The organism is Parafrankia sp. BMG5.11 (assembly GCF_004337455.1).
This window is the reverse complement of sequence record NZ_SJXI01000087.1, coordinates 48,699-71,698: the sequence shown is the minus strand read 5'-3', so window position 1 is coordinate 71,698 and position 23,000 is coordinate 48,699. Positions and strand designations below refer to the sequence as shown.

Annotated in this window: 13 protein-coding genes and 1 pseudogene; 7 read left to right on the top strand and 7 right to left on the bottom strand. The window is 72.2% G+C overall.

Features of this window, described 5'->3' with window-relative positions; genetic code table 11:
- Window positions 1–200 precede the first annotated feature (200 nt).
- Window positions 201–962: an SDR family NAD(P)-dependent oxidoreductase gene (locus E0504_RS41675; RefSeq protein ID WP_112105475.1), complete on the top strand. Its 762-nt coding sequence runs from the start codon at window positions 201–203 to the stop codon at window positions 960–962.
- Between the two features lie 26 nt (window positions 963–988).
- Here the strand turns inward: E0504_RS41675 and E0504_RS41670 are convergent, their stop codons facing one another.
- The 3 genes and pseudogenes from E0504_RS41670 to E0504_RS41660 all read right to left on the bottom strand — a co-directional run bounded on the left by E0504_RS41670 (window position 989) and on the right by E0504_RS41660 (window position 3,948).
- Window positions 989–1,774, bottom strand: coding sequence for an alpha/beta fold hydrolase (locus E0504_RS41670; RefSeq protein WP_112105476.1), 786 nt, complete (start codon window positions 1,772–1,774; stop codon window positions 989–991).
- A gap of 9 nt (window positions 1,775–1,783) precedes the next feature.
- Window positions 1,784–3,077 (bottom strand): annotated as a pseudogene (locus tag E0504_RS41665) (flavin-containing monooxygenase); the annotation flags it as partial.
- Window positions 3,078–3,111: 34 nt separating this feature from the next.
- Complete coding sequence (locus tag E0504_RS41660; RefSeq protein ID WP_131627117.1) at window positions 3,112–3,948, bottom strand: enoyl-CoA hydratase; 837 nt, start codon at window positions 3,946–3,948, stop codon at window positions 3,112–3,114.
- A 299-nt stretch (window positions 3,949–4,247) separates the two neighbouring features.
- Here E0504_RS41660 and E0504_RS41655 point away from each other — a divergent pair, with 299 nt between their 5' ends.
- From E0504_RS41655 to E0504_RS41630, 6 genes are all read left to right on the top strand, one after another.
- Window positions 4,248–5,456: an amidohydrolase family protein gene (locus tag E0504_RS41655; RefSeq protein ID WP_131627115.1), complete on the top strand. Its 1,209-nt coding sequence runs from the start codon at window positions 4,248–4,250 to the stop codon at window positions 5,454–5,456.
- 45 nt (window positions 5,457–5,501) lie between these two features.
- Window positions 5,502–6,515, top strand: coding sequence for an acyl-CoA dehydrogenase family protein (locus E0504_RS41650; protein ID WP_131627113.1), 1,014 nt, complete (start codon window positions 5,502–5,504; stop codon window positions 6,513–6,515).
- Between the two features lie 55 nt (window positions 6,516–6,570).
- On the top strand, window positions 6,571–7,374 hold the full coding sequence (locus tag E0504_RS41645; protein WP_112107692.1) for an enoyl-CoA hydratase/isomerase family protein: 804 nt from the start codon (window positions 6,571–6,573) through the stop codon (window positions 7,372–7,374).
- Between the two features lie 11 nt (window positions 7,375–7,385).
- Entirely contained in the window at window positions 7,386–8,876 is a 1,491-nt protein-coding gene (locus E0504_RS41640; protein ID WP_131627158.1) for a class I adenylate-forming enzyme family protein, read from the top strand.
- A 144-nt stretch (window positions 8,877–9,020) separates the two neighbouring features.
- Complete coding sequence (locus E0504_RS41635; RefSeq protein ID WP_112107694.1) at window positions 9,021–10,211, top strand: acyl-CoA dehydrogenase family protein; 1,191 nt, start codon at window positions 9,021–9,023, stop codon at window positions 10,209–10,211.
- An 89-nt stretch (window positions 10,212–10,300) separates the two neighbouring features.
- Window positions 10,301–11,095 carry an SDR family NAD(P)-dependent oxidoreductase gene (locus tag E0504_RS41630; protein WP_131627111.1) on the top strand — a complete coding sequence of 265 codons (795 nt, stop codon included), beginning with the start codon at window positions 10,301–10,303 and terminating at the stop codon, window positions 11,093–11,095.
- Window positions 11,096–11,151: 56 nt separating this feature from the next.
- Here the strand turns inward: E0504_RS41630 and E0504_RS41625 are convergent, their stop codons facing one another.
- From E0504_RS41625 to E0504_RS41610, 4 genes are all read right to left on the bottom strand, one after another.
- On the bottom strand, window positions 11,152–12,567 hold the full coding sequence (locus E0504_RS41625; RefSeq protein WP_131627109.1) for a hypothetical protein: 1,416 nt from the start codon (window positions 12,565–12,567) through the stop codon (window positions 11,152–11,154).
- Between the two features lie 66 nt (window positions 12,568–12,633).
- Window positions 12,634–16,515, bottom strand: coding sequence for a hypothetical protein (locus tag E0504_RS41620; RefSeq protein ID WP_131627107.1), 3,882 nt, complete (start codon window positions 16,513–16,515; stop codon window positions 12,634–12,636).
- Window positions 16,512–18,929, bottom strand: coding sequence for a hypothetical protein (locus tag E0504_RS41615; protein ID WP_131627105.1), 2,418 nt, complete (start codon window positions 18,927–18,929; stop codon window positions 16,512–16,514). Before E0504_RS41615 ends, E0504_RS41620 begins: the two co-directional genes overlap by 4 nt.
- Window positions 18,926–22,978, bottom strand: a complete 4,053-nt coding sequence (locus tag E0504_RS41610) for a DUF6603 domain-containing protein (RefSeq protein WP_112107698.1) — start codon at window positions 22,976–22,978, stop codon at window positions 18,926–18,928. The genes E0504_RS41615 and E0504_RS41610 overlap by 4 nt, the downstream gene beginning before the upstream one ends.
- Window positions 22,979–23,000 lie beyond the last annotated feature (22 nt).

Sequence of the window (23,000 nt, the reverse complement as noted above, 5' to 3'; positions counted from 1 at the left end):
GGTGTATCGCGGCGATGGTAGCTCGCAACCCTCAAAATATATAGAGATATAGCATAACCTCGCGCGTCCGATCAACGAGAGGGTGTACCGGCGGGCGAGAACCTCGGGCGTGTGACTGCGACCGCCGACCCGTGGCATATATATAGAGATTTAGGTTAGGCTGCGGTCGGATCATTCCCGACGCGCAGGAGAGGGACAGCGTGGAACTGAAGGGGTTGCGGGCGGTCGTCGTGGGCGGCGCGTCCGGGATGGCCAGGGCGACGGCCGAGCTGATCGCGACTCGCGGTGGGCGGGTGGCGATCCTGGACCGGGACAGCAGCGACGGCGCGGCGGTGGCCGAAGGTCTCAAGGGCAGTTTCCACGCCTGTGACGTCACCGACTTCGCGGGGATGGAAGGCGTCATCGAGACTGCGGTGGCCGCGCTGGAGGGGATCGACGTCGTCGTGAACACCGCCGGCGGGGCGACTCCCGGGCGCACGCTGAGCAAGGACGGCCCGCTGTCGATAGAGACGTTCCAGGGCATCATCGATCTCAACCTGACGGGCACGTTCAACGTGGCCCGCCTCGCCGCGTGGCACATGAGCCGCAACGCGCCGAACGCCGACGGCGAACGAGGCGTGATCATCAACACCGCGTCGATCGCCGCGTTCGAGGGGCAGATCGGACAGATCGCCTACACCGCGGCGAAGGGCGGGGTGGCCGCGATGAGCCTGACGATGGCCCGTGAGCTCGGTTCTCTCGGGATCCGGGTGAACGCCATCGCACCGAGTCTGTTCCAGACCGGCCTGACCCGGGGCATCCCGGAGGAGTACGAGAAGGTCCTCACCAAGGACGCCGCGTTCCCCAAGCGGATGGGGCGGCCCGAGGAGTACGCGCGCCTCGCCCTGGGCATCATCGAGAATCCCATGCTCAACGGCTCCACCATCCGCCTCGACGGCGGCCAGCGCTTCGCCCCGAAGTAGGTCAGGGCATGGTCCGCTACGTACTCTTAGGCGATCGACGCGAGCCAGCCGGTGACAAGCGTGTTGAACTCGGCCGGGCGTTCCTGGTGCAGCCAGTGGCCGGCACCCTCCCAGGTCACCACGCGTGATCGGGGGTCGGTGAAGACGGCCCGCTCGACCGCGGCCCGCGCCGGGTCGGCGTAGAAGGTCAGCACCGGGCAGCGCCGCCGGCGCAGATACGGCTCGCTGCGCGAGTGCAGGGCCATCCCGGTCGCCTGCGCCTCCAGCGACTGCCGCAGCACGTGGCCGGCCATCCCGGCGATCCGGCGCACCTGCCAGGTCCGCAGGGCCGGCAGCCGCGCCGGCAAGTCCATGCCGCCCACCAGCTGCTGGACGAACGGCACCGGGTCGGTGTCGACGAGCAGGTCGAGCATCGGCCCGATCGCGCCGGCCGTCTCGTCCGGGAGCAGGTAGGCGGGATCGACGGCGACGACGGCGGCGACCCGGTCCGGGTACTCGACGGCCAGGGCGCTGACCACGCTGCCTCCCATCGAGTGCCCGACCCCGACGACCCGTTCGATCTCCAGGTGGTCGAGCAGCCCGGCCAGGTCGGCGGCGAACTGCGCCGTCGTGTAGCCCCCGGCCGGCGCGCTGGACCAGCCGTGGCCGCGCAGGTCGACCGCGATCACCCGGTGGTCGGCGACGAGGTGCGGGAGCTGCCAGCTCCAGTCGTGGGAGTCGGCGGTGTAGCCGTGGACGAGCAGCAGCGGTCGGTCGCCGCTCCCCTCGTCGGTGTAGAACAGCCGGACGTCGCCGAGCTCGACGAAGGGCACCGGATCCCCCTAGGAGAGCTTGAAGCCGGTGTACCTGACGCCGGTGCCGCCGCCGGCCGCGATCTCGTCACAGCGCCGCCGGTACTCGGAAGACCGCCCACGTACGTGGTTGTACATGCGCTTCTTGCCAGGCACGTTGGCGCCGTTCCACCAGGAGTTGCAGTCCGGGTGGACCAGCACGCTGCCGGTGACGAACGAGAGGACCTCGTCGATCCACTCGGCCTGCGCCGAGGGCAGCGCCTCGATCGTGCGGCCGCCGCCGTCACGCAGGTGCGCGACGCAGTCGGCGATCCATTCGGCATGGTGTTCCATGGCTGCGAGAAAGTTCGAGGCGGCCGACGGGCTGCCCGGCCCCTGGATCATGAACAGGTTCGGGAACCCGGCCACCTGCAGGCCGAGGTAGGAGACGGGGCCCTCGTCCCTCCAGAGCTCGCGCAGCAGCGCACCGCCCCGGCCGCGGACGTCGATACGCGACAGCGCGCCGGTGAGCGCGTCGAAACCGGTCGCGAACAAGATGACGTCGACGTCGTAGGAGCCCTGCCCGGTGCGGATGCCGGAGGAGGTGATCTCCTGGACCGGGCCGGCGCGGAGGTCGACCAGCGTGACGTTGTCGCGGTTGAACGTCTCGTAGTAGCCCACGTCGATGATCGGCCGCTTGCAGCCGAACGGGTACGTCGGCACCAGCGACTCCGCGGTCCGCGGGTCCCGCACGATGCGCGCGACCGCCTCGCCGTACAGCGCCGTCGCCAGCCGGCCGGCCTCGGAGTCCACGAGGACGTCGCTCCGGTAGAGCGCGCCGAGGACGCCGCGTTCCTCGACGGCGCGCGGCTGCTCCTCGCGCGACGCCGTCCGCAGGGCCGGGAAGCCCGCCATGTCGACCAGCACCGAGAACGCGCTGGTCCGGGCGGCCCCCACGTGCGCCGCCCGCTGCGCCGCCCGGATCTCGTCGTACCGGGCCCTGAGGCCCTCGAACTCACCCGGCTCGTAGGCGCGCGCGGGCGAGGGCAGCGTGTAGGCGGCCGACCGCTGGAACACGTACAGGTGGGCGGCCTGCTCAGCGACCACCGGGATGGCCTGCACACCGGTCGAGCCGGTGCCGACGACGGCCACCCGCTTCCCGGTGAAGTCGAAGCCCTCCCGCGGATACCGGTTGCTGAACAGCACGGTGCCGCCGAAGGTGTCGAGCCCCGGGATACCGGGGTCGAGCGGCGCCGAGAGGATGCCGGTGGCGGCGACGACGAAGGGGGCGACGAACAGCTCGCCGTCCGCCCGTCTCCACCAGCCACGACGCTTCGTCCTCGTTCAAGAAATGTTCCAGGACCGCGGACGATGATCGACTACTTGCCGATCCGGGCCTTCATACCGTCCAGGAGCAGGAGAAACGGCAGCCCGGACTCGCTGAGCGCATGGCCGTGACCGGTCTGGTGGATGTCGAACACGGACTGGACGGCCGCGTAGAAGCCCTGCACGTCGAGGGTCTGGTTGACCGCCCGCTTCGCCTGTCGCAGCGCGAACGGGTGCATCTGGGCGATCTGCTCGGCCAGCTCCCGGGTTGCCGGGCGCAGCTCGTCGAGCGGCACCACCCGGTTGACCATCCCGACCCGCTCGGCCTCGTAGGCGTCCATCTTCCGGCCGGTGAACAGCAGTTCCTTGGCCTTGCGGGCACCCAACTCCCAGGTGTGGCCGTGGTACTCCACCCCGCCGATACCCATGTTGACCACCGGGTCCGAGAAGGTCGCGTTGTCCGCCGCGAGGATCAGATCGCACGGCCAGCACAGCAGCAGGCCACCCGAGATGCACACGCCCTGCACCGCGGCGATCGACGGCTTCGGCACGTTGCGCCAGCGCAGTGAGTACTCGAGGAACCGTTTCGCCTCGATCTCGTAGATCCCGGCAAGTGTCCAGCTCGGCTGCTGGCCGTTCTCATTCCCGTCCCCGGTCCCGCCGACGTCGCCGCTGGCACCGACGCCCTTGATGTCGTGCCCGGCGGAGAAGTGCCTGCCGTTGGCCTGCAAGATGATCACTCGGACGTCCGGGTCCGCGGCCGCCCGCCGCCAGGCCCCGTCGAGTTCGTCGAGCAGCTCGAGCGTCTGCGCGTTCGCCGCCTGCGGCCGGTTGAGCGTGATCGTCGCGATCCGCTCGGCCGCCTCGTACTCGATGAAGCTCTCGCTCACGATCGCTCTCCTCGCACAGTTCCGGGCCGGACCGGTGGCCCTGGCCGTCCCAGGTCCACACCCGCCCGGACCCAAGATATATATATGTTAAGCGGGCAGTCGCGACGAAACCAGCAGCGCTGCCGCTTCGCGCGGAGCCGCCAGCACTCCGCGCGGAGCCGCCAGACGACCGGCGAAGTTCCCTGGCGCGAGGCGTCCGGGGTTGCGTCGCCCGACTACCCGCCCTTACTTTCAACATCTAGATATTTTGCCCAGCACATGCTGCCATCGGCCCCCACAGAGAGTGACCGGCTGAGATCATGGCCACGACCCTCGACTTCCCGGTGTTCGACGCCGATCACCACCTCTACAAGACGGAGGACGCGTTCACCCGGCACCTGCCGGCGCGACACAGAGACCTGTTCCGCTTCGTCGAGCTGAACGGCCGGAAGAAGCTGGTCGTCCGCAACCTCCTCACCGAGTTCATCCCGAACCCGACCTTCGAGGTTGTCGCCCGCCCCGGCGCCCACATGGCCTTCTACTCAGGCGACAACCCGGAGGGGAAGTCGCTGCGGGAGCTCACCGGGACGCCGATGCGCAGCATCCCCGCCTTCCGGGAGCCGAAGGCCCGCCTGGAGGTGCTCGACGAACAGGGCGTGCACGCCTGCCTGCTGTTCCCGACCCTCGCCAGCCTCGTCGAGGAACGCCTGCGCGACGACCCGACGCTGACTCAGGTCGCCATCCGCGCCTTCAACGACTGGCTCCACGACGACTGGACCTACAACTACGCCGACCGCATCCTCACCACGCCGATCGTCTCGCCCTGCGACGTCGACGCGGGCATCGCCGAACTCGACCGGGTCCTGCGACGTGGCGCCCGTGCCATCCTCGTGCGCCCAGCCCCCGTAGCCGGCCTACGCGGCCCGCGTTCCCCGTTCCTCCCCGAGTTCGACCCCTTCTGGGCCCGCGTCCAGGAGGCCGGCGTCCTCGTCGCCCTGCACGCCTCCGACAGCGGCTACCAGGAGTACCTCAACACCTGGGAGGGCAGCAGCGGAGAATACGTCGCCTTCCGCCCCAGGACGTTCGCCCACGTCGCCGACGGCGGCCGCACCATCCAGGACACCCTCGCCTCCGCCATCTGCCACGGCATGCTCGACCGCTTCCCCCGCGTACGGCTCATCAGCGTCGAGAACGGCGGCAGCTGGGTCGGCGTCCTCGCCCGCAATCTCGAGCTCGCCCGGAAGAAAATGCCCGGGGAGTTCCCCACCCACCCCCTCGAACTCCTGCGCCGCAACATCTGGATCAACCCGTTCTGGGAGGACTCCCTCGAGGGCCTCATCTCCCTCATGGGCTCCGACCGCGTCTGCTTCGGCTTCGACTACCCCCACCCCGAAGGCCTCGCCGAGCCCCTCTCCTTCACCGGACAGCTCACGGGTCTCGCCCCGGCCGACATCGAACGGGTCATGTCGACCAACATGTTCGAGCTCCTCGGCCTCCCCCGGCCGGCCCCCACCGGCGACCCGCTGTAGTACCAGGATGTCTTTCAAGCGACTGACGGTAGGTGATGACGTCCCATGCAGTTCCGCCTCGACGAGGACCAGCTGGCGATGCGCGATGCCGTCCGGGCGTTCTGCGCGGACCGGTTCGGTCTCGCCGACATCACGGCCCGCGACGGCAAGCCCACCGACCCTGGACTGTGGGCGGCTCTCGCCGAGCTCGGTGTGCTGGGCGTCCTCGTCGACGAGGCCGGTTCCGGGATCGGCATCATCGAGGCCGCCATCGCGTTCGAGCAGTTCGGCGAGCATCTCGCCGGCGGGCCGGTGCTGTGGTCGACCCTCGCCGCGCCGTTCGTCCCCGGCGCCGCCGACGGAAGGGTCCGGGTCGCCGGCGTCGAGCTGACCGGCACCGACCTGGCGAACGCCGAGCCGGCCGACGGGACGAACGGCTCGCTGGTCGTCGAGCACGCCGACGAGTGCGACGTGCTCCTGTTGCTGCGCGACGACCGGGTGGAGGTGTGCCCGCGCGCCGGCCTGCCACCGCCCGTGGGCGGCACGCCACTCGACCCGCTGACGCCCGTCGCCGTGTTCCCCCACATCCCCGCGGGCCAGGTGGTCGGCACAGCGGCGGACGCGCGGCGCCTGCGGCGGTCGGGAGAGATCCTCAGCGCCGCGCTGCTGGTCGGCGTCGCCCAGGGCGCGCTCGAGACCGCCCGCGGCTACGCGCTCGAGCGGGTGCAGTTCGGAGTTCCCATCGGCTCGTTCCAGGCCGTCAAGCACCTGCTCGCCGACATGTACGTGCGGGTGGAGCTGGCGCGGACGGCGACCTACGCCGCCGCCGCGATCGCGGCCGACCCGCGCGCCGGTGACCCGGACCGCGCCGCGAACACGGCGAAGCTGCTCGCCGGCGAGGCGGGCATCGCCAACGGCCGCGCGGCCGTGCAGGTCCTCGGCGGCATGGGCTTCACCTGGGACATGCTCCCGCACTACTTCCTGAAGCGGGCCTGGGTCCTCGAGAACGGATTCGGCACCGCGTCCTGGCACGCCGCCCGGCTCGGTGCCGCGGTCGGGGACGAAGTCACCGCCCCGTGACCGGGGCGCAGACACCGACCCGGTCCGCCCGCCGGTAGAGCGAAAGGCTGTTCGCATGGGATTCGACACGATCCAGTACCAGGTCGAGGAACGGGTGGCCACGATCACCTTCGACCGGCCCGAGGCGCTCAACGCGCTGAGCCCGGCGATGGTCAAGGAGCTGCGGCAGGCGTACGCCGACGCCGAGGCCGACGACGAGGTCTGGATCCTGCTCGTCACCGGGAACGGCCGGGCGTTCTGCGCCGGCGCCGACGTCACCGAGATCCCCGACGACGGGCGGGTCGTCTACGACGAGCCCTACCTGTCGACGTTCCCGCAGTGGGAGGCGCCCCAGGAGGGCACGCCGCCGTTCCGGACGATGACCAAGCCGATCCTCACCGCCGTGAACGGCCTGTGCTGCGGCGCCGGGCTCGACCTCGTCACCACCGGCGACATCGTCATCGCCTCCGACCGGGCCGAGTTCTTCGACCCCCATGTCAGCATCGGCCTGGTCTCCGGCCGGGAGGTGGTACGGCTGGCCCGCGCCCTGCCGACCAACATCGCCATGCGGATGGCGCTGATGGGCCGGCACGAGCGGATGAGCGCGCAGCGCGCCTACGACCTGGGGCTGGTCTCCGAGGTCGTCGAGCACGACCGGCTGCTCGAGCGGGCCCGGGAGATCGCGCGCACCGTCAACCGCAACGCGCCGCTGGCCGTGCGCGGCACCCGGCTCGCCATCCGCCGGGGCCGCGACCTCCCCCTGTACGAGGCCGAGGTCATGGCCGAGACGTTCCGGGAGCGGGTGGTCCGCACCGAGGACGCCAAGGAGGGCCCCCGCGCCTTCATGGAGAAACGCCAGCCGGATTGGAAGTGCCGGTGACATTCTCTGGAATGGCCGAGCTTCCCGCGCTCAGCGAGCGTATCGGGAGGGTGCTCGCTCTCGACCCGTCGGCGCCCGCCGTCGAGTTCGAGCGCCACTGGCACACCTGGGGCGAGCTGGCCGCGTCGGCCGACGCGGTCGCGCCGCACGTGCGGCCGGGCGAGCGCGTCGCCCTGCTGCTGCGCAACCGGCCACCGCAGCTCGGCCTGCTCCTCGGTCTGCTCCGGGCCGGCGCCTGCGTGGTCGCCGTCAACCCCGGACGAGGAGTCGAGCGGGTCCGGGCCGACCTCGGCTCGCTCACCGTCACGACCGTCGCCGGCTCCCTCGAGGATCTCCAGGCCTTCGCCCCGCGGATCCGCTGGTTCGCCAGCGACACTCTCGGCGCGCTGACGGTCAGCGGTGAGGCGCCGGCGCGTGTCGCCGGAGCGGGCGAGGACGACCAAGACCCTGACGGGCTGCGTCCCGAGGTGGCGGTCGAGATGCTGACCAGCGGGACGACCGGCCCGCCCAAGCGGGTTCCGCTGACCTACGAGACCTTCCGGCGGGTGCTCGCCGGGGCCAAGCACTACGAACGCAGTCCCGACGCCGGCCTTCGGCTGCGCCGTGGCGTGGTCGTCGTGAACGCGCCGCTGGTGCACCTGGGCGGGCTGTTCCGGATCCTGCAGTGCGTCAACGACGGCCGCTCCTTCTGCCTGCTCGAACGCTTCCGCGTCGAGGAGTGGGCGGACGCCGTGCGCCGGCATCGACCCTCCACCGTCAGCCTGGTCCCGGCCGCGTTGCGGATGGTCCTCGACGCCGACCTCGATCCCACCGACCTGTCCGGCGTGCGGTCGGTGATCTCTGGTACCGCGCCGCTGTCGCCCGAGGACGCCGACGCCTTCCAGGCGAGGTTCGGGGTGCCGGTGCTGACCTCGTACGCGGCGACCGAGTTCGGCGGCGGCGTCGCCGGCTGGAACCTCGCCGACCACGAGCGGTACTGGGCGGCGAAGCGCGGCAGTGTCGGGCGCGCCCACGCCGGCTGCGCGCTGCGCGTGGTCGACCCCGACACCGGCGCACCCCGCGGACCGGACGAACCGGGGCTGCTGGAGGTCCGGGCGGCGCAGCTCGGTGCCGACAGCGGCTGGACCCGGACCACCGACCTCGCCCGGATCGACGCCGACGGCTTCCTGTGGATCCTCGGCCGCGCCGACCAGGCGATCATCCGCGGGGGGTTCAAGATCCTGCCCGACGAGGTGCGCGTCGCCCTGGAACGCGACCCGCGGGTACGCGGCGCCGCCGTCGTCGGCCGTCCCGATACCCGCCTCGGTGCCGTTCCGGTGGCGGCCGTCGAGCCGCGCCCCGGGGTCACGGTGACCGCCGAGGCCCTCCTGGCGGCGGCGGCAGGCGTCCTGGCCCGCTACGAGCTGCCGGCCCAGCTGCGAGTCGTCGAGGCTCTTCCCCGGACGCCCTCGGGCAAGGTCGACCTGGCCGCCGTGCGCGAGCTGTTCACCCAGCAGCCCTGAGCACCCCGCACCCCGCACCCCGCAGCCCTCAGCCCTCAGCCCTCAACCGGCCGAGGGGCCGGCGCCCCCGAACAGCCGGAGACGCACGAACAGCCGGAGACGCACGAACAGCCAGCGGCCCACGAACAACCGGAGGAGCGCGGTATGGACCTGACCTACAGCGAGCAGGACGAGGCGTTCCGCGCCGAGCTCCGCGCCTGGCTCCAGGCGGAGGTGCCCGCGCACGGCCCGCCCCCACCCCCCGGGGACTGGCCGGCGCGACGCGCCTACGACACCGCCTGGCAGCGCAGGCTGTACGACGCGGGATACGCCGGCCTGCACTGGCCCAGCCAGTTCGGCGGCCGCGGCCTGCCCGTCACCCAGCAGCTCGTCTACCTGGAGGAATACGCCCGCGCAGGCGCCCCCTACATCAGCGTCAACTTCGTCGGGATGATGCACGCCGGCCCCACGCTGATCGCCGAGGGCACCGACGAGCAGCGGGCCTACCACCTGCCGCGCATCCTGCGCGGCGAACACGTCTGGTGCCAGGGCTTCTCCGAGCCACAGGCCGGCTCCGACCTCGCCTCCCTGCGCACCAGCGCGGTGCGCGAGGGCGACGAGTACATCGTCAACGGCCAGAAGATCTGGAGTACCCGGGCGCACGTCGCCGACTACGGCGAGCTGCTGGTCCGCACCGACCCCGACGCCCGCAAACACCGCGGCATCAGCTGGCTCATCCTCGACATGCACTCCCCCGGCGTCGAGGTCCGCCCGATGCGCACCATCGACGGCGAGAGCCACTTCTGCGAGGTGTTCCTCACCGACGTCCGGGTGCCCGTCGCCAACCTCGTCGGCGCGGAGAACGACGGCTGGCGGGTCACGAACGTGACCCTGCGCTTCGAGCGTGGCACCGCCTTCGCCCAGCACATCATCACCCTGCGCTCCCAGCTGCGGGACCTGGTCAGGGCGGCCCGGCTGGTGCCCGCGCCGGGCGGCGGCACCGCCTGGGACGACCCGGCGCTGCGCGGGCATGTCGGCCGCCTGGATGCACACGTCGACGGGCTGTGGCGGATGACCCAGCGCGACATCACCGAGGCCGAGGCCACCGGACTGCCCGCACCCACCGGCTCCGCCGTCAAGCTGCGGTTCAGCGAGCTCAGCCAGGAGCTGAGCGAGCTCGCGGTGCGCGTTCTCGGCCGCGCGGCGACGGGCGGCGTGCGGGGCCACGGCCTCGACGGCACCGAGATCGCCCGGGCCTACCTCTGGTCGTTGCAGTACACGATCGCGGCCGGCACCTCGCAGATCCAGCGCAACCTCATCGCCGAACGCATCCTCGGGATGCCCCGCGTGGCCTGACGCCGGGTCCGGGCGCAGAACGGGAAAGCGACCAGTCGTTCCTCCACCGGCGGCGGCCTCGGCCCCCGCCCGCAACGGAGAGGGTTGAGATGGACCTCGGTATACGTGATCGTGGTTTCCTCGTCGTCGGCGGGACGGCGGGCATGGGTCTCGCCGCCGCGCAGGTGCTGGTCGCCGACGGCGCGCGCGTGGCACTCGTGGGGCGGGACCCCGACCGGGCGCGGGCGGCCGTGGAGCGGCTGGGCCGGCGGAACGCGACGGCGGTCGTCGGCGACGTCAGCCGCCCCGGTGAGGCGGAACGGATCGTGAGCGAGGTGGTCGGGACGCTCGGCGAGCTGGCCGGTGTCGCGGTGACCACCGGCACGTCGACCGCAGCGCACGCCAGCCTCGACGCTGCCTCGGACGCGGTGTGGGCGGACGCCGTCGACGACGTGCTGATGGGGACGGTCCGCACCGTCAGGGCGGCCGTCCCGCACCTGGTCGCCGGCGGCGGGGGCACGGTGGTCACCACGGCGGCGTACGGAATGCGCGCCTATCATCCCGACCGGCTGCCGTACGTCACGCTGAAGAGCGGGGTGGCCGCGCTCACCAAGACCGTCGCCAGGGCGTACGGCGGCTCGGGGGTGCGGGCGAACTGCGTCTGCCCCGGTGCCATCGAGACCGGGTCGCTCGCGGCCCTGCGCGGGGCGCTCGCCCGGGAGCGCGGCGTCCCGCCGGCCGGCCTCCTGGAGCAGGTCATGGTCGACGAGTGGCGCATGGACGTCGCCCTGCGCCGGCCGGGCACACCGGGTGAGGTCTGCGACCTGTTCGCCTTCCTCCTGTCGCCCCGCGCGGGGTACCTGACCGGCGCGGTCATCAACATCGACGGCGGCACCCAGTTCTGATCCGGCCAGTTCTGATCCGGACCGGTTCCGAACAGGGCGGGAGACGAAACGCCCGGTCAGTCGCGGGTCACCCGCCAGCTGTCCCCACCCACCCGGTTACCGGGATTCCACCTGAAGATATAGCCGCGGTCGCCGTCGTGGTTGTAGGCGGCCGCGTAGAGCCAGCCGTCCTTCTGCCTGTTCTGCAGGCCGATGTGGTCCCCGTCGCGCAGGACCGTGCTGCCGGCGATGGTGAACCCGCACTGTTCCAGCACCCGGACGGTGCTGTTGATGGTCAGATCCTCGCCGTAGGGCCCCCGCAGCTCACGGATACGCACGATTTTTCCGCTACCGACGAATTCGGCGCCGCCATCGACCGAAAGGTCGTGCAGCACCTTCAGTCCGTTGTGACCGTAGGTGCTGATCTTGTCGCCGACGTCGATGTCCTCCCCGAACCGCGCGCCGTTGATGCCCTGTGTGCTCAGCTTGCTCCCGACCGTCAGGTCGTCGTTGGCGCTCAGCAGCCCGTTCACGTCGAGCCGGGACCGGGCGGTGAGATTACCCGAGACCGTCAGCTCCTCCTGGACCGTCGCGTCGTTGTGGGCGGACAGCGACCGGTACACGTCGAGCGTGGACTCGGCGGTGACCGAGCCGGAGACGGTCAGGGTGGACGTGGCGGTGACCGGGCCGGAGACGGTCAGTCCGGTCAGGGTGGGGTTGTTGACGGCGATGGTGAGGTTGGCGTACTGCTCGACCGATTCGAAGCCTTCCGCGGCCTGCTGTCCGCCGTCGACGGCGGACGCCTTCACGATGAAGGTGGTGTCGCGCAGGATCGTGCCCGACGGGGCGGACCACGAGGTGCCGGTTCCCTCGAACACGGGGGCCGCGTTGCTGCCGTCGTACAGCCAGAAGTAGGAGCCGTTGCTCTCCCAGGAGAGCTGGAGGGACTCGCCGGCGTCGATCCTCGTCCTGGGGACGGTCGGCCTGTCCGTGCTGCGGGCCAGAAAGTTGCGCAGGTAGAAGATGGGCTCGATGACGGGCAGGGTCAGGGTCCGCGGATTCTTGCGGGTGAATTTCTGCGGTTGCGTGTTGGAGGATTCGACGATCTGCACGAGGAGCGGGTCACCGGTGGCGGTGGCGATCAGGCCGCTGATGCTGAAGGCCAGGGGGTAGGTGACCGGATCGTTGGGGTTGGCGTTATGGAAGGTGAGCTGATGATGCTCGGTGAGCTCCTGCTCGGTGTTCGCCGCCAGCGACACCGGCTTCCATCTGTCGTCGTTCACCGCGATGCGCGGATTCTCGGTGAAGTACGCGGTGCCGCTCTGCGGGTTGACCGGCACCGAGATCGCGATCCTGTCGGCGTAGATGTTCTGGTCGCCATGGTCAACGGAGATGTTGATGCGGGCCTTGGTGCCCTTCTCCGGGTCACCGCCCGCCTCGAGCGGTGATGGGCTGGTGGCGGGTAGGTAGTCGAACAGAGGGTTTGCGGCCATTGCGAATCCTCCTGGCGTGCGGGTCCTTACTGCGGTGTCCTGACGTGCGTCGGGGAGGGAACGTGGTTACTGCTCCGGGTCGGCGAGGAAGCGGAGCAGGCCGTCCTCGAGAAGAACGGGGCTGTCCGGGAACCGCGCCTCCAGCGGTGCCGGGATCAGCGCGTACGGCACCCAGGGAGCCTCGCCGGGCGCCGGGCGCAGCCAGGACCACGAGCCGTTCTTCTCGGCCGGCCGGGGGAAGGCGAGGGTCCCGGCCTCGGAGTCGTGGTCGGAGCCGTGGTCGCGGTCGGGGTCGGGCTGGCTGGTCGGAGCGTGTTCGGTGGTGAGGACGGGGCCGAAACGGAAGAGCGCCTGCAGGTGACGCAGCGCGTCGTCGGTGTGCCGGGGCGGGACGGTGACAGTGGCGGTGGGGGTGATGCCGCTGGTGGCGTGCACGGGGGCCCGCGGATCGAGGAGCAGGAGCAGCCGGGTGGGCGCCGGGTCGCCGAACGTCAGCGGGACGTAGTTTCCGGCAGGCACGGTTCCGGCAGGCACGGTTCCGGCAGGCACGGTGCCCGCGGCGCCGGGCGGCCCGATCTGGGTGGCGTAGTCCTGCTCGTCGTCGGGAGCGGTGACGCTGTGGAAACAGTCGTAGTCGTAGGCCCCGTGCGGGTCGGTGGCGAAGTAGCCGATGAGGCCGTCGTCGCGGGCGGCCACGTCGCCGAGGCGGATCTCGAACCGGTCGCCGGTGAAGGCCGGCGGCGGCGGGTCGAGCGTGGCGGCCCAGCCGGTGTCGCGGATGGGGGGTCCCTCGAGGGTCAGCCGGAGCTGCGCGGGGACGAGGGCCAGCGGGCGCCCGAGGAGGAGGGACAGGTTCTGGTCGGCGCGCCGGCCGAGCGGGTCGGTGGTCCACAGGGTGGAGTCGATGACGTCGAGGAAGGCCGTGAAGTTCGCCTCCGCGGCGAGCTTCGGGGAACCGATGAGGGCCGCGATCTCGGGGGCGTGGGCGGCGAGCTGGTCCGGGGTGGTGATGGCGCTGCCGGGCGGGGGCTCCCACTGGCCGGTGCGCCGGCCGTCGGCTCCGGTGAGCAGCCGGTAGGTGCCGAGCAGGAGCCCCGCCGGGTCGTAGAGCAGCAGGCTGTGGTCGAGGTGGTTGGGGAGGATCCAGCCGCTGATGGGGCTGGGGTCGGCCGCGGTGCCGACGACGCGCGTGCCGGTCCGGGCATCCAGGAGGTCGAAGTCGAGCCGGGCGGGTTGCAGAGGGCGCGGGGGTAGCTGGGCGACGGAGGCGATCGCGGGCGTCAGAGAGGTCCCGACGGCGAGGGCGGTGTCGACGGTGAGCGGGAAGTTGCGGTAGTCGTGCAGGCCACCGCTCTGGGTGTCGCCGCTGACGACGTCCAGGACTCGGCCGAACTTGTCGTAGAGGAAGAGCTCCTCGACGCAGATCTGTCCCTGCCGGGTCTCGTGGAAGGGGGCGCTGGCGCTGCCGGGCAGGTACGGGAAGCTGCTGACCCGGCCGCGGTAACGCGCGGGCAGGCCGTCCTCGGTGGCGGCGTCCGGGTAGCCGACGAGGTCGGCGACGGCGGGAAAGTCGGTGTCGTCGGTCGTGGGGCGGCGGAAGGCGCGCAGGTCGCGGGCGGCCAGGCGATCGTTGAAGCCGGTGAGTTCCTGGGCGAGCAGCCCCCAGTCGCCGATCGCGGTGAGCCAGGCGTCGAGCTGGTCACGCTGGTCGTCGGTGCCGTGCTGGGCGACGTACTCCTTCATCCTGGCGGCGAACAGGGACCGGGGGTGCGGGCCGAGCGCGGAGACACCCGTGACGGTGACCCGGTCCAGGGGGATGTCGACGCCCTCCGGGGTGAAGCGGTAGTCGGTGCCGTCGAAGGTCCAGCAGCGCCGCGCGCCCACGGTGTGGGGGATGTGCCGGTAGGAGATCTTCCACTCCATGAACAGCGGCTCCCAGGGCTGGGTCCAGGGTTCCAGACCCAGCTCCGGGAGGGTGCCGGTGTAGGCGGCGGGTGGGTGGGCGCTCAGGACGGCCCTGGCCTGCTCCGCCGGCAGGCCGCCGGCGGCGGCCAGCGCGGCGGCGTTGCCGGGATCGAGCAGGAAGTACTCCGCGAGCAGCCCGGGCACCTCGGGCGGGAAGGCGTCGAGACCCGCGACGGCGGGCACCGGGCCGCGGCCGGGTACCGCGGTGATCGTCGTGCCCGCGACCGTGACGGCGCTGATCAGCGCGGCGCCGTCGTCGGTGAGTGGCCGTACGGGTACGGGTTGATCGGGGACGGTCGCGTCGGCCGGGGGCAGTATCCCCGACAGGCTCACCACGGGGTTGTTGCTCTGCGCGTACGGGGGGCGCGGGACGGCCTTGAGCTCGGCTCCCCCGCCCAGCCCCTTCGCCGCGGCGAAGGCGCCGACCCCGGCGAGGAACGCGTCATGGGCGCTGGCGTGGGGCCGGGTGTGGTCGGGCTGGGGGACCTTCGCGGCCAGTTCTCGCACCTGGGCGGTTCGGACGCCCACGGTGTGGGCGAGGGATCCCTCCCGCTCGGCGTCGAGCTCCTGCATCATCAGGTCCTGGTCGGGGACGTCGTCGGGCGGGAACATCGACGCCCCCGCGATCCCGTTCTTCAGCCACAGGGCGTTGAGCCGCCACTGGAGGTCCCGCAGCTCGCCGAGCCGCTCGTCGAGCTGACGCTGATCGTCGTTGAGCGTGGCCAGCCAGGCCGGCGGGACGAAGGGGCGCGGCGCCGCGGCCTCGGCGGACGGGCTGCCGGTGGACGGGCCGCCATCGGACGGGGTGTCAGCGGGGGGCGGTGTGACCGTCCAACGATGGCCGCCGGTCGACGCGGCGAACGAGGCGTCGTGGACCTGCCGGCGTACCCGCTCGTCGCCGCCCTTCTCCTCGGCGACGGCGAGCAGGTCGTGCAGGAACGCACGCAGCAGCGCCACGTCGGCGGCGGCGGGCGCGGCGCCGGTCGCGTGCAGCGCCTGGCCGGCGAGGGCGGTGAAGGCGTCCTCGGTGGTGTTGCCCAGGGCGACGCTCAGCGCGCCGTTGTCCTGGATCGTGTCCAGCGGGTCCGGGACGGGCGCCGCGCTCGCGGCGGGATCCCAGCCGACGGTCAGGGCCGTACCGGCGTACAGGCTGCGGGTGATCGGGCTGACCGCGGCGTCGTGACCGGCCTCGCCGGTCAGGCGGGGATCCTGCCAGCCGAGGTGCGCGAGCTGGTCGGCGTAGGAGGTGCCGGGCGGGCGGGACGCGAGGACGTCGGCGTCCGGATCGGAGTACCAGCCGATGACCCGGTAGCCCAGGGCGGTGGCCGACGTGATGTCGGAGAGGTCGTCGAGGAAGGAGAAGACGTTGGTGTTGTGCGGGGTGTAGGTGGTGAAGTACGGGTTCCCGGTGGCCATGGCGGTGACGAAAAGGGGGTCCCGGCCGGCGCGTTCCGTCCACGGGGTGTCGGTGTGCCCGAAGGCGAGCCCGATCTGGACCTGCCCGACGTCGGGGTCCATGGTGTTGCGGTAGGGGTCCGGGCTGGCCTGCCAGGCGCGCAGGGTGGTGGCGTCGACCAGGTAGGGGCTGGAGCGCACGAGGTCGTGTCCGTCGTCCTGCGCCCGCGGGCTGTACGGGCAGTCGCTTTCGATCACCCATGCCCTGGCGAGGCGGGTGCCGGTGCCGCTGAAGCGGATCACCAGCCAGCGGTTGGGCACCAGCGGGTAGCCGATCTCACCGGTCGCCGGGTCCTGCACGCCGTGGCGCAGCCCCCTGGGCAGGGTCCAGTGCAGGTGGACGCCGGTGTGGCTGTGCACCGGGTCGTTGCTCTGGCGGTCTCCCCCGTCCGGCTCCGGGCTCAGGTAGTCGTCCAGCGCCAGGTAGGTGTGCTGCCAGCTGCGGAACGCGTCGCGGCCCTGGAGAGCCCGGTTGACCACGAGGACGTCGAGGTCGACGGGGACGACGAGCGCGGGGCGGGCGGTCAACCTCGGTCTCCGTTCGGGCCGGTGAAGCGGATGGCCTCGGGGACCTTGACCATCTGCAGGGCCAGGTCGGCGGGGCCGATGGGGCCGACGGCGGTGCCGTGCGCGGCGTCCAGAGCCGCCGTCAGCGCGGGGATGAGCGAACCGAGGTCCAGGATCGGGCCGCCGGCACCGGCCCTGACATGGTCCAGGACGGGGAAGGTGACGTCGGGGCCGATCTGCTCGCCGAGCGGGCGGCCCCCGGACGCGGGGGGCGGGGCCAGCAGGTTCCGCAGCGGGATCAGGCCGTGGTCCTCGACGCCGAACCGGAAGCCCTCCTGGGGCTCCCTGAGCTCGACGGCCGCGGGCAGGCCCTCGAACAGGCACAGCAGCACGGTGGGCGAGAGGTGGTCCATCCGCAGGACGGGCAGGAGCTCACCGGCCTCGTCCAGGGCGCGCACGGCCAGGTTCGGCCAGCCGGAGACGAGCGCCGAGCGCAGCAGCAGACCGGAGACCGGCCCGAGAACGGCGTCGCCGCCGGACGCGGCGGCACCAGGTGCGGTGCCCTCCGGCGTGGGGTCCTCTGGCGAGGAGTCCGTCGCGGTGCCGCGCTGCGTCGCGCGGTACCCGGCCGCCTTCTCCGCCGCCGCGGCCCGGATGGTCACGGCGACGACCTGGTCCTGGAGGGTGTCCCGACTGGACTGCGCGCCGATGCTGAGGGCACCGGAGAGCAGGGCGTCCAGCCAGCTGGGGTCGAGGTGGAAGAAACGCAGCGACTCCCGCGGCAGCATCCGTTCGTCGGGCACCAGGTGGGTGAACGGCACGGGGTGGAGTAGCAGGAGCCGCCCGAGCCAGTCCGCGACCCGGGTGAGGTGTTCCCCGAGGCCGTCGTCGGCGTCCATCGCCGTGGCGAGGGCGGCCCGGGTGGCGTCGGATCGCAGCACGGCCTCGAGCCCGCCGGCCGGGTCGGCGGACGGCGCGGCGGGTGTCGGCGGGGACCACGCGGCGCGGGGCCGGCCCGGTGGCGTGCCGAGGGCGGTGAGCAGGTGGCCGTCGAGCAGCGCGCCGAACGCCGCGCGCGCCGTCCCCGGCCGCGTGCGCCCGCTGCCGTCCCGCTGCAGGTGGACGCTGGTGGCCTGGTGGTGCAGGGTGTCCACCAGGTGCCGGGTGGCCTGTTTGAACGCGAGCAGGTGCTGGGCGAAGGGGGCGTCGGCGAGGGCGAGGGCCCGGCCGGTATCGAACGCGGCGGCCAGCGACAGGTCGAAGCTGCCCCAGGCCGGGTCGTAGGCGATGAGAGCGTCGGCGGTGGTGGCCTGCGCCGCCCGGTCGGTGGCCGCGGGCAGCACGGGGGTGAGCGGCCCTCGGTACCAGCCGTAGGTGGCCTCGCCCGAGCGGGTCAGGTAGGGCAACGGCAGGTACCCGTCGTCGATCCGCCGGGCCACGTGTCGCCGCGCGGCGGTGTCGGTCTGCCCGGGCGGGCCGGGCAGGCGCAGCCACATGTCGTCGCGCCCGGCCCGGGTGCCGGAGGGGGTCCGGGTGAGTCCTTCTGCGAGGTCGGCGAAGTCCGCCTCGCGGTCGGGCTGGGCCTGGAACGACCAGCTGCACAGGGACAGCAGCGCCACCGAGGAGCGGCCCTGGAAGTCAGGGGTGTCCGCGAGGATCCGCTCGTGGCCCTCCAGGGAGACGAGATGCACGATGTTCTTCGTGCCGGTCGAGGGGTCCTTCGTACCTGTCCCGGGATCGGAGCCGGGCGGGGCGGCGGTCGGGAAGCGGTTGGCGACGATGACGGAGAACAGCCCGTCCTCCTGGAGGCCCAGGATGGGCCGGTCCCCGGTGTTGGCACCGCGGCAGTGGGCGAGGAAGCGCAGCTCCCCCAGCCGGGGCGCCACGGCGTGGAACTCGGCCGCCGCGACCTGGATGTACACGCACGGGTCGCCGGGTCCGATGTCGGACTCCACGGTCAGCGCGGGCTTGAGCACGGCGGCGTCGTGGGCCAGGAACTCCGCCACAGTGGCGGAGACGGTGCGGGTCGGGGTGGTGATGCCGCCGACGAGCTGATCGTCGGTGAGCACCAGCAGTGCCAGCCACGGGGTGTCGCGCGAGGCCCCGCCCAGCGGACGTTCCCACGGCAGCATGGGATCGCCGAGCACCACGTGCGGCAGGACCTCGGCGAACCTGCCGCTGGCGGCGTCGGGAGGCTGCCTGGCGACCACCGCGTCGGCGTCGATCCGCACCTGCGGGCCGCGGACGGTGAACCTCTGCACGGCTGTGAACGGCCCGCCGACGACCTGTGCGCCGTCGTGCGGCCCGGCGCGCAGGGTGTGGGTGGCCTCGATCCGGTAGTCGCCGGCGGGCAGTGCGGGCAGGTAGTGGTCGTGCAGCTCGAGGTCCCCCGGGGGGATCGTGTCGCGGGCGGGGTGCGGCGGGCTCGGGCTCATCCGCGGCTCCCCGCTTCCTGCGCGCTCTGGACCATCGGCGCCTCGCTGTAGAAGTGGGCCGCGCCCGCCGCCAGGCCCGCCAGGGCGCTGTCGCCGAGGTCGGTGAGCAGTTTGGCGTCGGCCAGGGCGGCGTACATCTGGTCGCGCCCGCTCCTCGCGTCGCCACGGTCGAGGCGCCCGAGCAGATCCACGCAGGACGGGTCGGGTACGCCGACGAAGTCGTGGTTGGCGGCCGGCTCCCGGGGCAGCGGCGACAGACCGGGCGGCAGCTCGTCCTCGCTGTACTCACTGAGCGGGAAGACCCCGCGCGAGGCGGCCAGCTCGGGCCGGGGCGCCTGGACGTCGAAGCCGACCGGCCGGTCCGGCAGCACCTCGGCGCTGGGTCGCGACGGCGTGTGGCTGAACGGGGTCGGCGGGGCACCCCACAGCGACGCGGGCACGCCCCGGGTGCGGGCGGTGAGCGTCCAGCCGTCCGTCGACGCGGGCCTGTCCTCGTAGAAGAGTCTCAGCCGGTGCTCACCGACCAGGCCGACGCGGTCCATGGGACGCACGTCGACCAGGGAGCCGTCCCCGGGTTCGGACGAGGCCAGGGGCGCGTCGCCCGTCCGCAGGTGGCTGGCCGGCACCGCGGACTGGGTGAACAGGCGCAGGTCCCGGGCCCGCGCCTGCCACACCTTGCCGCTGCCACCGGGGTTGGGTGCGGTGTCCGCCACGGCGCTGTCGACGCCGGAGACCGGCGCGACGGTGACGACGTCCGCCGGCTTCGGGAGCATGCTGGCGAACACGTCCCACCCCAGTGCCTCGGTCTCGGCTCCCCCGCGGGAGCCGCCGAAGCTGACGGTCACGTCGATGAGGGGGAAGTGCGCGGTGACCGAACCGCCGGTCGGCGGCCCCCACAGGTGCAGGGTCGCGCCGATCGAACCGCTGATCGTGACGTGCAGGATCCCCAGGTTGATGCTGCCGGACGCGCCGATGCTCACCGAGATGCGCGCGTCGAAGAAGAACGGCCGCCAGGACAGCAGCACGTCGGCCTGCGCCGTGAACCAGGCCCGGATGGGGCCCTCGTGGAAGAGGACCTCCAGCCGCGCGCCCGCCATCGCGCATGACGGCGTGACGGCCAGATACGCCTGGGCCTTGATCGACACGCTGCCGCTGACCGCCCAGTCGATCCCCAGCCGCGGCGCGTCGGGATAGTAGGAGGGCCGGCGGAACGCGGGGTGGTAGCCGCCGAGGGTGACGACGAACTGCCCGGCGTGCGGGTTGTTCCCGAACCAGGTCGCCGCGGCGAACCCGCCGGTGAGGTGGCAGGCGGGCGTCAGCACGTACGAGGCCGGGGAGAGCTGCGCGGCGATCTCGGCGCTGCCCTGGGTGGGCCGGATGACGGCCTCCACGCCCAGCTCCGCGTAGACGTAGGTGGTGGTGGCGGACTCGGTGGGCAGCGGCAGCTGGATCGTCGCGAGGCCCAGCACGGCCAGCGCCAGCTCCGCGCCGATCTCCGCGGCCAGCAGCACCTTGGCGTTCACCACCTCGGCCACGGTGAACTCCACCCCGAGGGCCAGCCAGTACGAGCCTTCGCGGGGGGCGATCCACCGCCGCGGCTGGCTGCCGGCCACGGCCGGCTCACGCCCTTCCAGGACGTCGAGCACGTGGGAGGGCTTGTGCCCGGAGTTCGGCCCCTGCTTGTGCAGGCTCAGCAGCGGGAAACCGGAGACCTCCCTGGGAGTCGGCAGCGTCAGCTCCCGGTTGAAGCCGAACCCGGCCATCAGCCCGGTGACGATGACCGGCGGCGGCCCGCCCAGCGGCGCCTCCAGCTGGGCGAAGACGAACAGCGAGGGCGCGCCGTCCTTCAGCTGCGCGTACGAACCGAGACCTGCCAGCGAGAAGCTCTGCAGGCCGACCGTGGCCGTGCCGTCGTACTGGAACGCCACCGTGTCGGGAAGCTGGTCGTCGGGCAGGTGCAACAGCGCGCCGGAGATCTCCACCGGAGCGGCGCTGTAGCCGATCCCGAGGCCGTCGAGGCGGAACGTCGGCGCGAACCTGTCCAGCCGGGAGCCGACCGCCAGGCCGTCGAGCGAGAGGGCCAGCGGGCCGAGGGCGACCGACGCGTCCAGCGCGAACAGCAGCACGTTGTGCTGGTACATCACCCCGACCCGGTCGACGTGGACGATGCCGAGCTGCTTCTGCACCGACACCCAGTGGACGCTGGAGGCACCCGTCCCGGAGGTGTCAGGCGTAGCGGACGGGTCGGGGGCACCGGACGGAGCGGGGGCGCTGGAACCGCCCGGGGTACTGGGGGTGTCGGGTCCGGGGAGCTCGCCGCCGCCGGCGTTCGCGGGCGGCACGCCGAGAGCGACCGACGTGGCATCCTTCCCGATCCGCAGATCGGCCAGCGCGGCGACGCCCGCCGCCAGCCCGGCCTGCGGGAGGGCCACCACCTTGGCCGGCCCGAGCAGCCGGTTGACCGAGGCGACAGTCTGGGCGTCGAAGGCTCCGGAGCTGTAGAGGACCTGCAGGTTCTCCACACTCACCGTCCCGAACGTCGACAGGAACCCGCCGACGAGCGGAAGCTGGGAAAGGTCGAAACCCGCCGAGAGGTCCACACCGACACAGAACCGGGCCGGGCCGCCCGCGGGTTTCACCCGCACGAACTTGGCGTCCTTCAGCCCGATCCGCAGGCTGTCGGGAACGTCGGCCGCCAGGCCGGCGGAGAAATGCGCGACCCAGTCCCGCAGAACGATCTCGGTGCCCTCCGCGGCACCGCGATACGTGGCGACAAGGATGTCCGCGCCGGATTTCTCCTCGTCGAAATCGACCTCGAAGGCGAAGCCGTCGACGTCGAGCATTCCGCCGTAGCGCGTATCCGAGCCGTCGCGGGTGACCGTCACGCGGAGCGTGGCCGTGACCCCGTCCGCGATGGTCATGTCACCTTCGCAGACGAAGTCGAGGGCGGTCGAACCGGTGGTGTACGAGAGCGTCAGGGTGGTGAGTTCGAGGGACCTGACCGGCCCGGGCACGTCGGTCAGCCCGAGTGCGTCGATCACCTCCGCCATGCCGAGGGTCGTGTCCGCCGTGAGGCCGCCACTGAACGCCCAGCCGCCCTGCGCGCCGCCGACCTTCCCGGCCGAGATGTCGATGCTCAGCGCGGAGCCGATCGACACCGTGCCCCCGACCCGGGCCGTGAATCCCGCACCGATCCCGTAGTAGACGTAAAGAGCGAGGGATCGGATCACGAGGGAACCGACGATCGGCCAGTCACCCGTGGCCGTCATCCGAAGGAGATACTCCTCCCCGAGGACGGCGGCGAACGACAGCTCACTGACGGCGCAGGCCTCGGGCACCTCATCGCCGGGTATGCCGAACGACTCCAGCAGGGACCGGACAGAGATCGGTCGCGCCTCCGTCAGCGTGCCGGTGAGGGCAAGATGGGGAAACCACACGGCGACATCGAGGGGCAGCGCCCGGATGGTGAGCGAGGCCACGATCGCCATGGCGTCCATCTCATAGGCGACCGGTTCGGCACCCGCCTCCTCGACGAGGCGATAGTCAAAGCCGGCGATATCCGCGGGGTTGAAGTCGAACGCGCGCAGCCCGTCCGCCGCCTCCTGCCAGGCGGTGTCACCGCCGAGGCGCCTGCCGAGCTTCTCCAGCTCGGCGGCGAAGGCGCCGGGACGCACCGGCCGCACGGCGGCGGTCAGCCGCCCGAGGTCGTCCGCGGTGACCGTCGAGGCGACCTCCACCGTGTCGAACGTGCCGCCGAGCGTGAGGGTGACCAGGCCCTGGCTCGTCACGGTCACCGACACACCCGTCACCGCCATGGTCACGGCGGCGCCGCCGGGCCAGGCCGGCGACGCCCAGGTGAGCGAGAGCGAGAGCGTCGTCCGCCCGGCGTCCACCTCCGGTCGCCCGGTGCCCGCGCCACCCTGGCAGACCCCGTCCGGGAAGGTGGCCAGCATGGCGCGCAGCTGCGCGGGGAGCGCGGTGTCCGCGGCCCGCAGTGTCGGTGGATCACCCAGGCTCAGGAGATGCGTTTTCAGGGCATCGAGATCCACTGAACCCCTCCCTCGGATCACG